Source organism: Streptomyces endophytica (genome assembly GCF_026153355.1).
GTDB lineage: Bacteria > Actinomycetota > Actinomycetes > Streptomycetales > Streptomycetaceae > Streptomyces > Streptomyces endophytica.
In genome coordinates, this window is sequence record NZ_CP110636.1 from 1,215,287 (window position 1) to 1,233,210 (window position 17,924).

The 17,924-nt window shown below is 72.7% G+C and carries 10 protein-coding genes and 3 pseudogenes; 6 read left to right on the forward strand and 7 right to left on the reverse strand.

The annotated features are described in order from the left end of the window. Positions 1-64: 64 nt before the first annotated feature. Positions 65-1,937, reverse strand: a pseudogene (locus OJ254_RS31415) (serine/threonine-protein kinase). A gap of 370 nt (positions 1,938-2,307) precedes the next feature. Here OJ254_RS31415 and OJ254_RS05500 point away from each other — a divergent pair. From OJ254_RS05500 to OJ254_RS05510, 3 genes are all read left to right on the forward strand, one after another. Next, positions 2,308-3,315, forward strand: a complete 1,008-nt coding sequence (locus OJ254_RS05500) for a hypothetical protein (protein WP_265361476.1) — start codon at positions 2,308-2,310, stop codon at positions 3,313-3,315. A gap of 460 nt (positions 3,316-3,775) precedes the next feature. Beyond that, entirely contained in the window at positions 3,776-4,438 is a 663-nt protein-coding gene (locus OJ254_RS05505; RefSeq protein WP_265361477.1) for a response regulator, read from the forward strand. After that, complete coding sequence (locus OJ254_RS05510; protein ID WP_423835835.1) at positions 4,432-5,646, forward strand: sensor histidine kinase; 1,215 nt, start codon at positions 4,432-4,434, stop codon at positions 5,644-5,646. Before OJ254_RS05505 ends, OJ254_RS05510 begins: the two co-directional genes overlap by 7 nt. A gap of 257 nt (positions 5,647-5,903) precedes the next feature. On the opposite strand, the gene OJ254_RS05515 is transcribed toward OJ254_RS05510, so the two are convergent. Then, positions 5,904-6,338, reverse strand: a complete 435-nt coding sequence (locus OJ254_RS05515) for an STAS domain-containing protein (RefSeq protein WP_236680199.1) — start codon at positions 6,336-6,338, stop codon at positions 5,904-5,906. Positions 6,339-6,798: 460 nt separating this feature from the next. Between OJ254_RS05515 and OJ254_RS05520 the strand changes: the two are divergent. Both OJ254_RS05520 and OJ254_RS05525 read left to right on the forward strand, forming a co-directional pair. Beyond that, positions 6,799-7,433 (forward strand): annotated as a pseudogene (locus OJ254_RS05520) (sigma-70 family RNA polymerase sigma factor). A 302-nt stretch (positions 7,434-7,735) separates the two neighbouring features. Further along, positions 7,736-9,100, forward strand: a complete 1,365-nt coding sequence (locus OJ254_RS05525; RefSeq protein ID WP_265365059.1) for a zf-HC2 domain-containing protein — start codon at positions 7,736-7,738, stop codon at positions 9,098-9,100. 396 nt (positions 9,101-9,496) lie between these two features. Here the strand turns inward: OJ254_RS05525 and OJ254_RS05530 are convergent, their stop codons facing one another. The 3 genes from OJ254_RS05530 to OJ254_RS05540 all read right to left on the reverse strand — a co-directional run bounded on the left by OJ254_RS05530 (position 9,497) and on the right by OJ254_RS05540 (position 12,248). Beyond that, positions 9,497-10,660, reverse strand: a complete 1,164-nt coding sequence (locus OJ254_RS05530; protein WP_265365060.1) for an IS701 family transposase — start codon at positions 10,658-10,660, stop codon at positions 9,497-9,499. A gap of 188 nt (positions 10,661-10,848) precedes the next feature. Further along, complete coding sequence (purU, locus tag OJ254_RS05535; protein WP_261956144.1) at positions 10,849-11,757, reverse strand: formyltetrahydrofolate deformylase; 909 nt, start codon at positions 11,755-11,757, stop codon at positions 10,849-10,851. Positions 11,758-11,789: 32 nt separating this feature from the next. After that, positions 11,790-12,248, reverse strand: a complete 459-nt coding sequence (locus tag OJ254_RS05540) for an SCO4402 family protein (protein ID WP_265361478.1) — start codon at positions 12,246-12,248, stop codon at positions 11,790-11,792. Positions 12,249-12,419: 171 nt separating this feature from the next. Between OJ254_RS05540 and OJ254_RS05545 the strand changes: the two genes are divergently transcribed. Continuing rightward, entirely contained in the window at positions 12,420-13,775 is a 1,356-nt protein-coding gene (locus OJ254_RS05545) for an ABC transporter substrate-binding protein (protein WP_423835837.1), read from the forward strand. A 44-nt stretch (positions 13,776-13,819) separates the two neighbouring features. Here the strand turns inward: OJ254_RS05545 and OJ254_RS05550 are convergent, their stop codons facing one another. Further along, positions 13,820-15,253 (reverse strand): hypothetical protein, encoded by a 1,434-nt coding sequence (locus OJ254_RS05550; RefSeq protein ID WP_265361480.1) that lies wholly within the window; start codon positions 15,251-15,253, stop codon positions 13,820-13,822. A gap of 741 nt (positions 15,254-15,994) precedes the next feature. Next, positions 15,995-17,387: pseudogene (locus OJ254_RS05555) on the reverse strand (NsdA family TPR-like regulatory protein). Between the last annotated feature and the right edge of the window lie 537 nt (positions 17,388-17,924).

Sequence of the window (17,924 nt, forward strand, 5' to 3'; positions counted from 1 at the left end):
GGCCGTAAGGGCTCTGGTCAGGGACGAACGGGGGCCCGGCGGGACCGGGGCGGATCTTCGGTGGTCACGTCCCGGTCAGCCGGAAGGCGTCGAGGGCGGTGTCGAAGTGACGTTTGGCCTCGGTGCGCGAGCCGAGCGGCGAGGAGATCCACACGTCGATCATCCGGCCGTTCTCGTCCCAGCTGAGGTCGTAGGTGTAGCGCGAACCGCCGTCCGCCGCGCTGCCGTCCCAGACGAACTCCCAGAGCCCGGCCTGGAGTCCGTTGTGGGTGGTCTCGGTGACCTGGCCCGCGCGGTAGCCGCGGTAGTTCGCCGGGCCCTCGGCGTCCGCGGTGCGCATCGCGCCGATCGGCCCCTCCGGCACCCGCTTCTGCAGCTGGACGCCGATCCGGAACCGCTTGCCCTGCGAGTAGTAGTAGACCCGGTCGTGCTCGTAGGAGCGGGTGAAACCGACCGGCACCGCGAGCGCGAAGCCGACCGGGTCCTTCACGAGGTGGTAGCCGTCCGGGATCCCGCCGGTGGCGCCCGGGGAGGGCGCGGAGGTGACGGTGACCGTGGGGCGGGGCGCGCCGGGCCGGCCGTTCTTCGTCGGGCCGGCGTCCGAGGCCTGCTGGGAGTGGCCCGGGCGGCCGCCCCGGCCGGCGGTGTCGTCGGTGCCGCCCTGCTGCATCAGCAGGGCCGTGACGCCGGCGCCGGCGCCCCCGATGACCACGACGGCGAGCGTGATCAGCAACGCCGTACGGGTGCGGCCGGTGTGCGGGCGGGCCGCCGCGGCCAGCGCCCGCTCGTCGAGGGCGTCGCGGATCGGCAGGCCCGGGGGCCGCCCGCCGGAGCGCCCGCTGCCGGAGCCGCCGGAGGCGTGGCCCAGGGGCGGGGGCGGCGGCCAGGGGTTCCTCGGCGGGCGGATGGCCGCCGGGCACGGGCTCGCCGGGCAGCGGCGCACCGGGCGGGCCGCTGACGGGGCGGTCGTGCGGCGGGGCGGGGGCGCCGGGGCCGCCCGGCGTACCGAGGGCCGGGGTGCCGGGGAACGGCGTGCCGGGGGCCTGCGTACCCGGGAACGGCGTCCCGGGGGCGGCCGGGCCGGCCGCCCCGCGCTCCGGGGCGCGGCCCGAGTGGAGGTAGCCGCGCAGCAGCTGCTCCGTCTCCGTCAGCCCCATCCGGCGGTCCGGGTCGCGCTCCAGCAGGCCGCCGAGCACGGCCCGCAACGGGCGGGCGGGCTCGGGGAGTTCGATCTCGTCGTAGACGACGGCATGCAGCACCCCGCCCAGCGAGTCGCGGTGGAACGGCGATTCGCCGTTGAGCGCGGCGCACAGCAGCACGCCCAGCGACCAGAGGTCGGCCTCGGGGCCGGTCTGCCGGCCGGCCATCCGCTCCGGGGCGGTGTACTCCGGCGAGCCGACGAAGCCGCCGGCGTCGGTCAGCGTGGTGACGCCGGGGACCTGGGCGATGCCGAAGTCGGTGAGCACGACCCGGCCGGTGCCGGACTCCATCAGGACGTTGGCGGGTTTGAGGTCGCGGTGCAGCACGCCACGGGTGTGCGCCGCGTGCAACGCGCCCAGCAGCGCCATACCGATCCGGGCCGCCTCACGCGGCGCGACCGGGCCGCCGCTCTGCAGCCGGTCGGCCAGCGACGGGCCCTCGACCAGCTCCATCACGATCCACGGCCGGCCGTCCTGCTCGACGACGTCGTGCACGACGATCACGTTCGGGTGCTTGATCCCGGCGACCGTACGGGCCTCGCGCATCGCCCGCTCGCGCTGCACCCGCGCCTCGGGTTCGGCGGTCGCCTCGTCCAAGTGCAGCTCTTTGACGGCCACTTGGCGGCCGAGCAGTTCGTCGGTGGCCCGCCAGACCGTGCCCATGCCGCCGCGGCCCAGCCGTATTCCCAGGCGGTACCGACCGCCGATCAGCCGGCCCTCGCCCCCGAAGATCCCCATGCCCCCTTATCTTGCCGCACCGCCGCCCGACCGGAGGGAGCGGCTCCCCACCACCGCGGCGGCATCCACCCACCCCGTCGCTGACCTGCACCGACCGCCCGCGGGCCGTTCTCCTGATGATCAACTTCCGCCGTGGGGGCAGTCGTTGACGGCCGCGTGGCCGCCCTCGGCGCGGCGGATGCGGAGGGCGCGGCGTCCGCACGACAAGTGCGCTGAACACACCAACCGGCCCGCACGACACACGGGGTGGAACCTCCACCGGCTCTCCCACCGTCCTTGACACAGTGAGGCTGCCGTACGGGAACAGCCGGTACGGCGGCTGCGGCACGCGGAGCGGGGGTCGGTCAGCATGATGCAGGACGGCGGAACGGTGGACGTCCGACCGGGCACCGACCCCGGCCGCGCCGCTCCCGAGCACAGCGGCGCCTACCTCGCCACCGCACTGTGCCTGGCGCTCTACGGCGGCACGCTCGCCGCCTGGACCGTCTACGGCATCGTCCAGTCGGACGGGACCCTGGGCGACTTCCTGGAGGGGCTGTTCAACCCGGGCGCCTCCCCCGTACCGCAGATCCTCGGCCCCTACGAGTGGTCCCTCACGGCGGTGTTCCTCGTGGTCGCCGGTCTGGCGCTGGCCCAGCGGCGGGTGGCCCGCTCCGCGGCGCTGCTCTCGGGCTTCCTGCTGCTCGCCCTGTCACTGCGGGAGGGCGTGGGCCTCATCGACACCGCCTACCGCGACCAGTACCGCAACGACCCGCTGGGCGGCTGGACGCTGGCCACCCGCGGGCTGGGGCTGGTGGTGGCGCTGGTCGTACTGGTCGTGATGTTCCCCGCCACGGAGCGGCGCAGGGCCGGGACGGGGCCGCGGGCCGCCGGCCCGGACGCCACCTGGCGCCGCCCGTCGCGGGTCTGCGGGGTGCTGTTCCTGCTGATGGGCCTGGCACGGCTGGGCTGGACCGGACGCGATCTGACGGCCGGCGGGACGGACGTGGTGCGCTATCTGCGCGGGGTGGTGGACGGGTCGGTGCAGGGCACGCTCGACCTGGAGTCGTCCATCGAGTTCACCACGGTCGGCTCGGTGGCCGTACTGCTGATCCTCGGGCTGCTGGCCTTCCGGGGGCGGCACGACGTACGGGGCGCGCTGCTGGTGTTCGCCTCCGTCGAGCTGTACCTGACCGTGCGGACGGTGGTGTGGCTGACCGTGACGGGCTTCTTCAACCGGTCCTTCGAGACCACCGAGGGCACGCTGTCGATGGCGACCACGGCGTACGGCTTAGCGGCCATGACGTCGGTGGTGGTGCTCGCGACCGGCCGCGGCTTCGGACCGTACGGCGGACTGCGGGCGGAGGGCCTGCGCACGGCAGGGGCGGGACGCCCTTAGGCGGCGCGGTGCCACGCCCGTAGGCGGCACGGCGGGATGCCCTTAGGGGCTTCCCGTAAGGGACGTCGGCGTCAGTGCGGGGAGGCCGGACACCGGCGAGGAGTTCCCTCAGGGGGCGTCAGGGGCGGGCTGCCGGCGGTGCGGGGGAGATCCCCCTCCGAACCGCCCCCGCAACGCCATGCAGCGGCCGCCGCGTGTGGGGGTCGCGGCGGCCGCCGATGTGAACTGCAACGCGTCCTGGGCTTGTGGCCTCTTCAGTGGTGCAGCATGTGGACCACTCTGCCCGTGCGGCGGCCCGCATGGCATCCTCCCGAGGTCGCGGGCTCACCCCCGCCGCTCGGCGGGGGTCCGGGTCCGTCGCAGGGCGGGGAGCCGGACAGAGGTACGGAGTCGCGCAGCGCCGGGCGGTTCCGCGGGCCCTGACGGGTGTGAACCAGCAGAAGGCAGAAAGGGGCGGCCGGTGATCCGGGTCGCTGTGGTGGACGACGAACGGCTGGTCAGATCCGGACTCCGGATGATCCTGGGGACCGCCCCGGACATCGAGATGGTCGCGGACTGCGGAGGCGCCGAGGCCGTGGAGACCGTGCTGCGCTGCGCGGCCGAGGTGGTGCTGCTCGACATCCGGATGCCGGACGTGGACGGGCTGACCGTGCTGCGGCAGTTGCGCGCCGCGCCGGAGCCGCCGGCGGTGGCGATGCTGACCACCTTCGACGCCCAGGAGTACCTGACCGCGGCGCTGCGCGAGGGCGCGGCCGGCTTCCTGCTGAAGGACTCGGATCCCGAACAGCTGGTGCGGGCCGTACGGACCCTGGCGGCGGGCGGCAGCGTGCTGGATCCGGGTGTGACCCGGGCGGTGATCGGCGGCTATCTGACGGCCGAGGACCAGGCGGCGGCGGCCCGCGCGGTCAGCGGGCTGACCCCGCGGGAGTCGCAGGTGCTCGCCCTGCTCGGCGAGGGGCTGGGCAACGCCCAGATAGCCGGCCGGATGGGGCTGGCGCCCAGTACGGTCAAGGACCATGTCCGCGCCGTGCTGGGCAAATTGGGGGGAATCAACCGCATCCAGGCGGCCATCGTCGCCGACCGTGCGGGCCTGGTGTCCGGGGCTCCCCGGGGGGCGTGGTGAGGTCCGGCGGCGGGCGGCTGCTCGCGCGCGGGTCGGCCCGGTGGCGGGCGTTCGCGGCCGGGACGTGGGGGCGGCGGCTGCGCCGGATCGCGCCCGTGGTCGTGCCGGTACTGCTCGCGATCGCCGACGCGGTGCTGGTCAACGGCCTGGAACTCGCCCTGGAACTGGGCGTTTCGGTGGTCGCCGCGGCCGCCCTGCTGCTGCGCCGGCGCTTCCCGCTGCTGGTCTTCCTCGTGACGCTGCCCGGCCTGTACATCGGCTACATCTGGTTCGCGCCGATGATCGGGCTCTACACCCTGGCGGCCCGGCGCCCCGGCCGGCGGCGGCTGGGGATCTGCGCGGTGCTGCTGATCGCCGCGCACTTCCTGCCGTATCCGATCTCCGACTTCGAACTCACCGCGTACCGCGAGAACACCCTGGTGCTCATCGACGCCTGCGTCACCTCGGCCGCCCCGATCGCGCTGGGCCTGCTGATGCGCACCCGCCGCGAACTCGCCTCCCGCGTCGAGGACCTGACCCGCAGCCTGCGCCGCGAGGACCGGCTGCTCGCGGACCGGGTCAAGACCACCGAACGCGCCCGGCTCGCCCGCGAGATGCACGACGTGGTGGCCCACCAGGTCAGCCTGATCAGCCTGCAGGCGGGGGCGGTGCAGGTCAGTACGGAGGACGAGGCGGCGCGGGCCGGCGCCCGCACGATCCGTGAACTGTCCGTACGGACGCTGGAGGAGCTGCGGCACATGGTGGGGGTGCTGCGGGCGGACGGCGGGGACGGCGGGGAGGCGAACGGACTGGCGCCGCAGCCCGACCTGGAGGAGCTGCCGAGGCTGCTTGAGATGAGCGCGCTGGACGTGACGTACGAGGGCGGTGTGGTGGCCGGTGCGGGCGGCGCGAAGACGGTCGAGCGGGCCGCCTTCCGCACGGTCCAGGAGGCGCTGACCAACGTCCGCAAGCACGCTCCGGGTGCGCAGGTGCGGGTCCGGGTCGATCCGGCGGACGAGATCTGCGGGGAGGCCGGGCCGGGACTGCGGGTGGAGATACGCAACGGGCCGCCGGACGCGACGGCGACCGCGCCGGTGCTGCCCGGCGGCGGGCACGGCCTGGTGGGACTGCGCGAGCGCGCCCAGAGCCTGGGCGGAACACTGGAGGCGCGGCACACCTCCGACGGCGGCTTCGTGGTGCGGGCGGAATTCCCTTACGGGGCGGGGTGAGTGCGGGAGGGGCGCGGGCGGAGGGATGAACGCGGGGGTGGTCGCCGGGCGGGCGGGTGGCGGGCGCTCGGGGGGGGCGGGCGCTCGGGGCGCTTCGGGCTTGCGGAACGTCGGAGAACTGCGGATCGTCGGAGGCTTCCGGGGACTTGGGAGGCTTGCGGAACGTCAGAAGCTTCCGGGGACCTGGGAGCTTTACGGCTTCTCCTGCGCTTCCGGGGACCTGGGAGCCCTACGGCCTCTCGTACGCTCCCGGGGCGTCAGGCGGAGAGCGGCGCGGCGGCCTCGTCGACGGCGGTGGACAGGTCCGGGTAGACCTCGAAGAGCCGGCGGACGCCGAGCGCGGCCAGCACCCGGTTGACGTGCGAGCCGTCGACGGCTCCCTGGGCGGGCAGGATCAGCCGCAGCCGCCCCTGGCACGAGCGCATCAGCCGGCGGGCGGCGATCAGCACGCCGACCCCGCTGGAATCGCAGAAACGGACTTCGGAGAGGTCCAGCACGAGCGATCTGCGGCCGTCGGCCACCGCGTCGTGCACATGCTGGCGCACCGCAGGCGACGTGACCAGGTCCATCTCACCTGAGACCTGGAGTACGGCCCAGGGGCCCTGTGCGTCCTCTGCCACCTTCAACGACACGCGCTCGAAGCCTTTCGCTCGCTTTCGGACCGGATGTGCCCGGTTACATCCGGAACTCATCCTTCCCCGGCTCGACTGCCCGGCCTCGATGTCCTGAAACTCATCCTGGTTCCCGGCGGTAGCCGTGGGACGTAACAGGCCGTTCACGCCCAAGGCTATGCCCCAGGGGCGGCAACTTTCCGCCCACCTCTGGTCACACCCGGATAACACATCGCCTCAAACGCGCATGAACAATCAGCAACGGGCAACTTCGAGCCGCCCACCGCCGCTTCCGGGCGCCTCCCGAACGCTTTCCGGGGCCACTTCCGGCCGGACCCGGGCCGTCAGGCCCCTACCACCCGCGTCCCCCTCAAGGTTCGATTTGCCGCAAAGGAGCGTGTGTTGTCAGGCCCGCGCATTACATTCGAGGCACGGAGGTTTCCGTGACCGTGCCCACAGTCCCGGGCATGAAGGTGTACAGATGCGCAGGAGTGACGGCTGAGGTGTGAGCCCGAAGGCGACGGGCAGGGATGGGGGTCCGATGGGACACGATGCGCCACCGCGCTGGGACAGGCGGATGCAGCAGCGGCTCGCCCGCGGCGAGGCCGCCGCGCTGGGCGAGCTCTACGACCGCTTCGCCTCGCTCGTGCACAGCCTCGCCTACCGCGTCCTGGAGGACGAGGACGCCGCCGACCGCATCACCCGCGAAGTCTTCGCCGCCATCTGGGAACACCCGGATTCCTACGACCCCAAACAGGGCCCGCTGCGCTCCTGGATCGCCGGCCTCACCCGCCATCAGGCCGTTCAGCGACTCCGCCAGACCGAGGCCGCCTGTGCCCGCGACGGCGGCACGGACGCCCCGGCCCAGGCCGAGATGGAGCAGAAGATCCGCGAGGCGTCCACCGCCGCCCGCGCCGACTACATCGTCACCTCCATGCCCGCACCCCTACGGGCCGCCCTGGAGCTGGCGTACTTCCAGCGCCGGGACTACCGCCAGACCGCCGCCGACCTCGGCGTCACGGAGGACGAGGCCGCCGCCGGCTGCGCCTGGGCCTGCAGCTGCTGTCCACCGCCCACAACGCCACCGCCCTGCCGCCCACCCGCCGCTCGGCCTACGCGTCCGCCGCTCCCGGCACCGCCGCCCCGCCCGGCCAGGGCCACGGACGGGCGCTGTGAACGGCCCGGACGAGTGGGACGGCCCCGAGCTGCCCAGCGGCCCCGGTGAACGGCCGCGGATACCGGCACCGCGCCCCGCCGCCGAGGACCGCGGCCCGCTCCCCGACGCCACCCCCGCCCCTCCCCCACCATCCGAGCCCCTCGCACCGCCCGTGCCGCCCACGCCACCCGTCCTGCCCGTACCGCTCCGCGACGCGGCCGCCGATGCGTCTGGGGATCCCTCCGGCGATCCATCCGGCGATGCGTCCGGGGGCCCCTCCGGCCATCCGACCGGGGATCCGTCGGGCGATCCGACCGGGGAATTGGTTGACGGTGCGGGTGATGCAGGCAGCGCAGACGATGCGGGCACTACGGGTAGTGCCCGCAGTGCCGGTGGTGCGCGTAGTGCCGGTGGTGCGCGCAGTGCGGGTAACACGGGCGATCGCGCGGACACCGAAGCCCCGCCCGCGGAACCACCGCGCGCAGACGCCCCGCGTGAGCACTCCTCGCGCACCCCGGAAGCCGAGCCCATGACCGACCAAGCCGCCCCGCCCGCCCCACTCCCGGGCCCGGCGTCCGCCCCACCGCACCGCGTCCTGAAGTCACTGCTCGGCGCCTGGGCACTGTCGGCCTGCTCCGCCGAGGAGACCGCCGCCGTCGAGGCGCATCTGACCGACTGCGCCTCCTGCGCCGACGAGGCGGTGCGCCTGCGGGACGCGGTCGGCCTGCTGCACCCCGCCGACAGCCTCGACCTCGACCCGCTGCTGCGCTCCCGGGTGCTGGAGGGCTGTCTGGGCCGCCGCCCGGCGCGCATCCCGGTGCCCGAGTGGGCGGCACCGTACGACGCGGAGACCGCCAAACTGGACGCCCTGCTGCGCGACATGGGCGAGGCGGAGTGGCGCGCACCGGTGCGGCTCCGCTGGTTCGAGGGCGAACGCCCGGTCCAGCGGGAGACCACGGTCGCCGGGGTCATAGGGCATCTGATGGCGGTGGACGGCCTGGTGGCAACCGCGCTCGGGCTCCCCGACCCGCTCGGCACGGCAGCCCCGCCGGGCACCCCGGACCCACTGATCCGCACGGAGACGCTGTGGCGCGGCTGCAGCGGGACGGCGAGCCCGCTCGCCACCCATGAGCCGTGGCGCGAGCAGAGCTACGCGCTGATGAGACAGGTGTCGTTCGCCGGCGGCAAGGTCGCCGAACTCGCCGTCCCCTACGGCGACTTCCGGCTCGCGCTGCGCGACGCCTTCCTGGACCGCGCCTTCGAGTGCTGGGTGCACGCCGGCGACATCGCGGACGCGGTGGACTATCCGTACGAGGCCCCGGCCGCCGCGCACCTGAACCGCATGGTCGACCTCGCCGCCCGGCTGCTGCCCAGCGCGCTGGCCGACCGCCGCCGGGCGGGACTGGCGTCACCGCCGCAGCGGCTGGTCGAGGCCGGCGCCCCGGGCCGTACGCTCCATCTGGAGGTCGAGGGCAACGGCGGCGGCCACTGGTACATAGCGCTGGACTCACCGGCCGCGCTGGGCACGCCCGACCACACCGTCGCCCATATCGCCCTGGACAGCTCCGAGTTCTGCCAGCTGGCGGCCGGCCACATCTCCCCCGAGGACGCCGCCGCGGGCCAGCACGGCGAACGCGACGCCATCCGCGAGGTCCTCTTCGCCACGGCGTCCCTGTCCCGCCTCTGAACCACGGCCGGGAGGAAGAAGTCCCCAGTGGCGCAGGGGCAGGCGCAGTCGCGGGCGCGCGCCGAAGGGCACGCGACTGCGCGTACGCCGACGCCTGCGCGTACGCCGACGCCTACGCCAAGGACTGCGCGTGCGCCAAGGCCACGCGTGCGCCGGTGCGGCCGAGCTCCGGGAATACCGCCCCGCCCCACCACGTTGTGGCCCCAGCAGGGGGCCCGTCGATCCCCTACGGGATCTGTTCGCCCCTCCCCTAGTACTGCAACCGCATGTGGGGTGTGTGGCCGCGGTGTTGGTAGTGGCTGTGGCGGGCTCGGGCTTGGCTGTGTCTGCGGAAGTGTGACCAGTGCAGACGGTGTTCGTTGGTGTGACAGTGGGGTGTGCGGGCGAGGTGCCCGATCAGGCGGCGGATTTCGGGGACGCTGAGGGGTACGAGGTCGTGTTCGTCGCATCCGCTGCCCCTTTTGCGGCTTGTGTTGCGCGGACGGCGGTCAGGTAGGCCAGGGCCGCCATGGCCAGGGTGATGTGCCGGTACCAGGCCCGGTAGTGCCGCACCTGGTAGTGATCCAGGCCGCACTCGCCCTTGGCGCTCTGGAAGCACTCCTCCACCGCCCACCGCGCTCCAGCCACCTTGACCAGGTCTTTCAGACGCGTAGAGACCGGTCCGAAGCAGACGTAGTAGGCGATGTCGGCAGGGTTGCTGATGTTGCGGCGGGCCAGCACCCAGTGCCCGAACCCGTTCTCCTGTCGCGGCCTGAGGGCGGCGCGGGCCCAGTGATAGATCCTCTGGCCGTGGGCGCCGGCTCCCGCCGAGAGCGGTTTCCATGCCTGCTTCGGGCGGGTGGCGATCAGCTCGTCGACCCGGTACTGCCAGCCGTCGAGACCGGTCACCGTGTCGTTGACCTTGGTGGCCACCACATAAGCCACCTTGCGTTCTTCCAGCCAGGACCGAAAATGGCGGACTTGTCCGTAGGCCTCGTCGGTGGTGACCCAGGCGAAGGGCACGGCCGCGTCCAGGGCGCGTTGCAGCATCCACTTCAGATGCTCGATCTTGGTGGCGAAGGGCACCTCGTCGCCGATCTTGGCCGCCCGGCACCGGGCGCGGTCGTCCGTCCAGGAGGCGGGCAGATACAGCTCGCGGTCGATCAACGCCCGCCCCCGGGTGGAGGCATAGGCCAAGAACGTGCCGACCTGGCAGTTCTCCCTGCGTCCGGCGGTGCCGGAGTACTGCCGCTGGACCCCGGCAGACTTGGTGCCCTTCTTCACAAAGCCGGTGTCGTCGCCGATGAGGATCCCGTCCTTGGTCCCGATGGTTTCCACGACGAAGTCGCGGACATCGTCACGGACGGCGTTCTCGTCCCAGTCCGAATGGTTCAGCAGCCGCTGGACGCCGTCCGGGCGGAGCTGGCCGACCTGCTCGGCCAGCGTCCAGCCGTTCTTCCTCTCCAAAGGGGCCAGGAGGCCCCGCAGGTAGTCCAAGGCCCGGTCTCGTGGCTCTGACCTGCCGAAACGATGCCCGATGCGGGCATGCAAATCCGCTATTCCCTCGGACCACGACTCGATCTGCTCAACCGTCAGCGACTTCTCACACAGTCACACCAACGAGCCCCAGCCCACACGGTCACACCACATGCGGTTGCAGTACTAGGTGGCAACGACGGCCCCGCTCAGGCGAAGACGACCGCTAAGCGAACCCCGCCGTCACGCGCCCCCCGGCCACGCGAACCCCACCGTTACGCGAAGACCACCGTCTACGCGAAGACCACCGTCCGGCTGCCGTTCAGCAGCACCCGGCGTTCGCTGTGCCACTTCACGGCGCGGGCGAGGGCCTGGCACTCGACGTCCCGGCCGATCGCCACGAGCTGGTCCGGGGTGACCTCGTGGCCGACCCGCTCGACCTCCTGCTCGATGATCGGGCCCTCGTCGAGGTCGGCGGTCACGTAGTGCGCGGTGGCACCGATGAGCTTCACGCCACGGGCGTGCGCCTGGTGGTACGGCTTGGCGCCCTTGAAGCTCGGGAGGAAGGAGTGGTGGATGTTGATGATCCGGCCGGACAGCGCCTTGCACAGGTCGTCGGAGAGCACCTGCATGTAGCGGGCGAGCACCACCAGTTCGACGCCCTCCGCCCGCACCAGTTCCAGCAGCTTCGCCTCGGCCTGCGCCTTGGTGTCGCGAGTGACCGGAATGTGATGGAACGGGATGTCGTACGAGCCGACCAGCTCCGCGAAGTCCGTGTGGTTGGAGACCACGGCCGCGATCTCGACCGGCAGCGCGCCGATCCGGGAGCGGAAGAGCAGGTCGTTGAGGCAGTGCCCGAACTTGGACACCATCAGGATGACCCGCATCTTCTCGTCGGCCCGGTGGATCTGCCAGTCCATGCCGAAGGAGTCGCCCACCGCCGCGAAGCTCGCCCGCAGCTTGTCCACGCTCACCGACGCGTCCGCGCTGAAGTGGACGCGCATGAAGAACAGCCCGGTGTCGTGGTCGCCGAACTGCTGGCTGTCCTCGATGTTGCAGCCGGTGATGAAGAGGTAACTGGACACCGCGTGCACGATCCCCTGCTTGTCCGGGCAGGACAGGGTGAGCACGTACTGATCGTTCCGATCGTTTTGATCGTTCCGACCGTTTCGACCGGGCTGGGTGGGCTGCGACTCGCTCATGACCTCATAGGGTCGCACACCTGCGGAGCAGGTCAGACCGGGGCGTCCGCGCCGCCCGTCATGATGGCCAGCACCTCCAGCGAGCGCGGCGGCGCATCGGGGTCCTCACCGTCCGCCGTCGCCATGTGCACATGGGCCGCACGGGCCGCCTGCACGGCCTCCGCCCAGCCCTCGTGCGCCATGTAGGCGGCGACCGGGGCGTCCGCGCCGACCTGGTGCATGATCCGCAGCACCCTCAGGACGGCGACGTCGACCAGCTGGGCCTCCTGGGCGTCCCGGAAGATCGTGCCGACGTATTTGTCGGCGGACCAGTTGTCGAGCCAGGTGTCCTCGACGAGCCGGTAGACGGCGTCGGTGACGTCCCCGTATCCCGGCCGGCCGGCCAGCCAGGTCTCCTGGTGGAACGCGGGGTCGGAGAGCATGTGCAGCGCGGAGCGCACATTGCAGCGCCAGCGCCACCACGGCATGTCGTTGAGTGGCATGCCGCCCATGGTGGTCGAGCGACGGCCGCGACGGGAAGACTTCTCCGAACCTTGCACAGCATTCGATCGTACGTTCCGCGCGAACGATCTCACACAGCCCCCCGGAGTTCACCGCTACGTCACCATCCGTTGCCCTTTCGTCACTCGGGCGTTCCGGGCAGGACGGAAGGCTGCGGTGCCATGACCGGACGGCGACGCTCCTCCCCCCGCCCCTTGTTGCCCCACGCTCCCGCGGTCACGATCGCCGCGGCGGTGACATGTACGGCGGCCCTCGCGTCGCTGCTCTCCGGTTGCGGCTCCCTCCCCGGAGTGGGGAATTCCGGGGAACGGGAGCCGGTCACGGTCATGACCTGGGCACCGGAGGACACCCGAGCGACCAATATGCCGGGAATGCCGGCCATGGCCCAGGCGTACGCCCGCTCGGTCAACGCGCACGGGGGCATCCGGGGACACCGGCTACGGGTACTGACCTGCAACGAGCGCAACGACTCGGTGGCCGCCGCACAGTGCGCCCAACGGGCGGTGGACGAGGGCGCGGTCGCCGTCGTCGGTTCCTACAGCCAGTACGGCCGCTCGTTCATGTCCCCCCTGGAGGTCAAGGGCGTCCCGTTCATCGGGGGCTACGGCGCCTCCGACGAGGAGTTCCAGAGCCCGCTGTCGTACCCCGTGAACGGCGGCCAGGCGTCCCTGCTCGCCGGCAACGGCCGCCAGCTGGCTGCCGACTGCAAGCGCGTCGCACTGGTCCGCCCGGACACCATCCAGGGCGACCAGATGCCGTCCCTGCTCAACTCCGGCCTGCAGAGCGGCAGCCGGCACCCCGCCAAGGACATCAAGGCACCCGAGGACGGCACCGACTACACGCCCCAGGTGACCCACGCCCTGGACGAAGTGGGCGCGGATCCGGCCGTCTACGGGAGGGCCAAGGCCGGCGGCAGGGCCCCCGGCGCGTGCGTGGCCGCCTCGCTCGGCGACCACACGGACGCGTTCTTCGACGCCTTCCGACGGCTCCAGGAGGACAGCCCCAAGGTGCGGGTCGCGTCCGTCCTCGGCAGCGTCGGCCAGTCCCTGGTGAACCGCTCCGGCGGCACGTCGGGCCCTCTGGAGGGCGCGGACATCACCGGCTGGTACCCGGTGGCCGACGACCCCCGTTGGCGGCCGATGCGGAAGGTCATCAACGATTACGCCTTCGACGACAACCGCATCGATCCGGCCGACCAGGGGGTGCAGACCACCTGGATCGCCTATACGGTGCTGCGCTCACTGATCGAGCAGCTCGACGACGCGGGCGTGACCGACATCACCTCGCACGCCCTGCAGGCCACCCTCGACCGGGGCGAGCGCGCCATCGACACCGGGGGCCTGACCCCGAAGCTGCGCTGGCGCGACGACGACATGCTCGCCGTCCAGGACTTCCCGCGCATCGTGAACGGCATGGTGACCTACCAGGTGGTGCGGAACGGCGAACTGGTCTCCGCCCAGCGCGGGTTCGTGAACGTCACCAGGACCCTGGAAGGCCGGCGCACGGACGACTACTGAGCCCGCGCGGCTCCTCAGGGTCCCGCCCCGAACCGGCCGCCGCCTCAGAGCTGTTCCGGGCGGCGTTCCGTCAGGCCGTACTTCTGGGCGAGCGGGTTCCACAGCTGCGCCGCCTGCCGCTTGGCCTGGGTCGCCTGGCTGCTGGCCGTGTTGCCCTGTACGGCCTGCTTGGTGCCGCGGGCGTGCCCCTTGTGGCAGCCCTTCTTGCCGCCCAGCTGGCCGGCCCAGGCCGCGTAGTGGTTGTCCGCGGCGGCCGAGGACTGCCACGCCTTGGTCAGCGCCGCGGTCAGCCGGTCGTGGTCCGGGATCTTGTCGACCGGCAGCTGCTGCAGCCGCTTGACCAGGTCGTTGCGCTGCCCGGCCGCGGCCCGCAGGTCCTTCGCCGCGTTGCCGAGGTTGTTGCACGACTTGATGTTGTTGACCGCACCGATCACGGAGGCCCGGCTGTTGTTGCTGTCGCCCAGCAGGGCGTCCAGGCCCTTCGCCTGCGCCTCGGCGGGGTCCGTGGTGGCCTTCGGCGCCTCCGACTCCTTGGCGGCCTTGGTGCTGCCGCCGCCTCCGGAGCCCTGCTTCTGCGTCGTGTCGTCGCTGCCGCCGCTCAGCGCCCAGCCGACGCCGAGGCCGGCGCCCGCGAGCGCCACGATGACGATGCCGACGATCGCCATCGGGGCCAGCCGCCGGCGCTTGCCGCCGTCGTCCTCGTCGTACGGGTCGTACGGGCCCTGCGGGTCGTGGCCGCCGGGCGGGAACTGCTGGCCGTACCCCTGGCCGCCCTGGCCGCCGTACGGGGGCCGGCCCGGGTCCTCGAAGCGGGGCAGCTGCGCGGTGGCGTCCGGCGCACCGGCCGGGGCCGCCGCCGGCCCGTCACGGAACAGGCCGTCGAACTCGGCGGGGGTGGGGCGGTCGCCGGGTGCGCCCGGGCGGACGCCGAACGGTGCGCCCGGAGCCGGGGTGGGCGCACCGGCGCCCACCGGGGTAATGAGCTGGGTGGCCTCGGCGTCGCCTCCGCCGCCGGCGCCGGGCATCGGCTGGGCCTGGCCGTGCGGCCCGCTCTGCCCCGGCTTCACGGCCCGGAGCATCGTCGTGGACTCGTCGGGGGTCTCCGGGCGGGAGGACGCCTCGGGGGGCAGCGGGGCGGCGCCACCGGGGCCGCCGGAGCGGGCGTCGAACGGCGGGATCACCGTGGTGGCCTCGGCGTCGCCCGTGGCGGGCGGCAGCGGCGCACCGGCCTGCCGGGTGGCGCGCACCAGCTCGCCGGAGGACGCGGGGTGCTGCCCGGGCTGGGGCTGCGGCGGAAACTGCTGCGGGGGCTGCTGCTGCCCGTAAGGCTGCTGGTCGTACGGCTGCGCAGCGGGCTGCTGGTCGTACGGCTGCGGGACGTGCTGCTGGTCGTACGGCTGGGGAGCGGGCTGCTGGCCGGGCGTCTGCTGCGGAGGCAGCTGCGGGGCGGCCGCCTGCTGCGGCGTCGACGGCGGCATGGGCGGCACCGGGGGCTGCCCCTGGGGCGGCGGCGAAAAGCCCTGTCCACCGGGCTGCTGGGGCGGCAGCTGAGCCTGCGCGCCCGGAACCGGTGCCCCCGCATCCTGCGCCGGCGGATATCCGTAGCCCTGCGACGGCGCCTGGCCGTAGTTCTGCTGGGGTCCCTGGCTGTAGTTCTGCTGGGGCCCCTGGCCGTAGTGCTGGCCCGGTCCCGGCTCCTGCCCGTAGTTCTGACCCTGCGCGGGCGCCTGCCCGTACGGCTGCGCGGCGGGAGTGTTCTGCGGGGCGGGCGCGGCCTGCTGGCCGGGCCCCCAGGGCTGGCCCAGGGTTGCCCCGCCGACGGAGCGGCCTGCTGGTCGGGGATGTACGGCTCACCGTTAGCGGGCAGCACAATGCCCTCTCGCGCGGGACCGGCCGCAGAATTCTGCGGGTCGTGACCCTGTCCGCTCTGCGTCACCGTGACTCCTACCAACGTGCAGACCTATGGAATCGTCGGCTGCACGCTACCGGGTCGCAGCAACGTTCGACCACGTCCCCTGGTCACCACCCCTTCCGCCCCGCCCGGCACCGGACGGGAACGGGGCGCGCACCGGGCGGGCCGTGATCGACGGCCCACCCGATGCCCCACGACGAACCGGGCGACACCTACGGCGAGGAACCTGGCGACATACCCGACTCCGTACGACATGGCAGTCGCCATAGAAGTCGCCGCGCCGTACTGGACGCGCTCCGTGCGTGGATCACGCCGCCACGGCCCGTAGGTCCAGTCGTGCACTGAATTCCCTTACGACCGGTTCGTCCCGGTACGGCTCCAAACGCAGCTGGAAGTCCTCCAGATACTCGGAGCCCCGGTCCGACCGCAGCCCGGTCAGCAGCTCCACGGCCTGCGTGCCCGTATGGCAGGCCTGCTCGACCTCGCGCTGCTGTACCTGCGCGCCGGCCAGCAGCAGCAGCCCGATGGCACGGCGCCGGGCCCGGCCCTCCGGATGCCCGCCCAGCGCCTCCGACGCCCGCTGGGCGGCCGGCCGGGCTGCCCCAGGTCCCGATGGCAGTGCGCGAGTTCGTCGGCCAGATACGCCTGGTCGAAGTGGGAGATCCACACCGGGTCGTCGCCCGCCTCGGTGGCCGTGTCGGCGCGCTCCATCGCGGCGAGCGCCCGCCCGGCCACGGCCTGGAAGGCCCGGCCGTCCCCCATCAGGGCGTGCCCGCGGGCCTCCGCCGCGAAGAACATCGCCTCGGTGCGCGGGGTGACGTGTCCGCGGGCGCCTTCCTGGGCGGCGCGGGCGAGTTGGGCGATCTCCCGTGGATTGCCGAGCGAGGCGGCGAGGTGGCTCATGCTCGCGGCGAGCACGTAGCCGCCGTATCCGCGGTCGCCGGCCGCCTGGGCCAGCCGCAGCGCCTGGATGTAGTAGCGCTGCGCCAGGCCGGGCTGACCGGTGTCGACGGCCATGTAGCCGCCCAGTTCCGTCAACCGCGCGACGGCGGCGAAGAGGTCCCGCCCGACGGACTCCCGGTACGAACCGGCGAGCAGGCCGGACACCACGCTGTTGAGGTAGTGCACCACTACGGGCCGCACGTGCCCGGCGCCAAAACGGTGGTCGAGCTCGCTGAGTGCCGTGGTCATGGCCCGTACCGCCTGGACGTCCGACACCCCGACCGGGCCCCGGCGTTCCGTGCGACCTGACTGTCCGCGCCGGTGATCAGCCAGTCACGACTGGGCTCGACCAGTGCCGAGGCCGCGACCGTGGAGCCACTGAGGAAGTCACGGCGCCCGACGTCGCTGCGCCACAGCTCGCAGACCTGCTCGATCGCCCCGAGGACGGTCGGCGAGAACTGCAGCCCCACCCCGGACGCGAGGTTCTTGCCGTCGGCCATCCCGATCTCGTCGATGGTGACCGTGCGCCCCAGCTTGCGGCCGAGTGCCTCCGCGATGACGGCCGGGGCACGGCCCCGCGGCTGCTGGCCCCGCAGCCAGCGGGCCACCGAGGTCTTGTCGTAACGCAGGTCGAGGCCGTGTTCCGCCCCGCACATGTTGACGCGGCGGGCGAGCCCCGCGTTGGAGCACCCGGCTTCCTGAATCAGCGCCTGCAGCCGTTCATTGGGCTGCCGCGCGACGAGTGGCCTGGCGGCCATGCTTGTACCCCCTGGATTGCTGCGCGTTCACCGTGGAACGCCGTTCCCCGGGATCGCTTCCCCACGGATATCCCGGATATCCGAGAGATCCGGGATACGTGCGATAGGAAGGATCTGAGCGATACACGCTTTGCAGGTGGATGCCGGATGGTGTGCGGTTTGCGCACTATCCGGGGTACTTGCGTGCGAAGCGTGGGTTCACGAGACGTGCTCCGAGATCGTGCACGAAGTCGGTTTCCGAAGACGTTTTCCGCAGGCGCTTTCCGAACTCATGAGCCGGGGCCGCAGGACCACGGGATTCGGTCACGAGTTTCGGTCAGGAGTTCCGGTAACGGGATTCGGTCACTTTTTGTCCGGTCACGAAGTCGACTCACGAGACGTGTGCTGCTGGTGGGGAATGGCGCGGCGGTGCCCGTGCACTGGAAACGGCGCCGCCGTGCAGGGCTCCCCTGATGCACCGCGGCCTGCCGTCGGGCGGCCTCTCCGCCCGTCACGCAGGTGGCTACCCACCCACTGGGCCCGGCCCGCATACGCGCC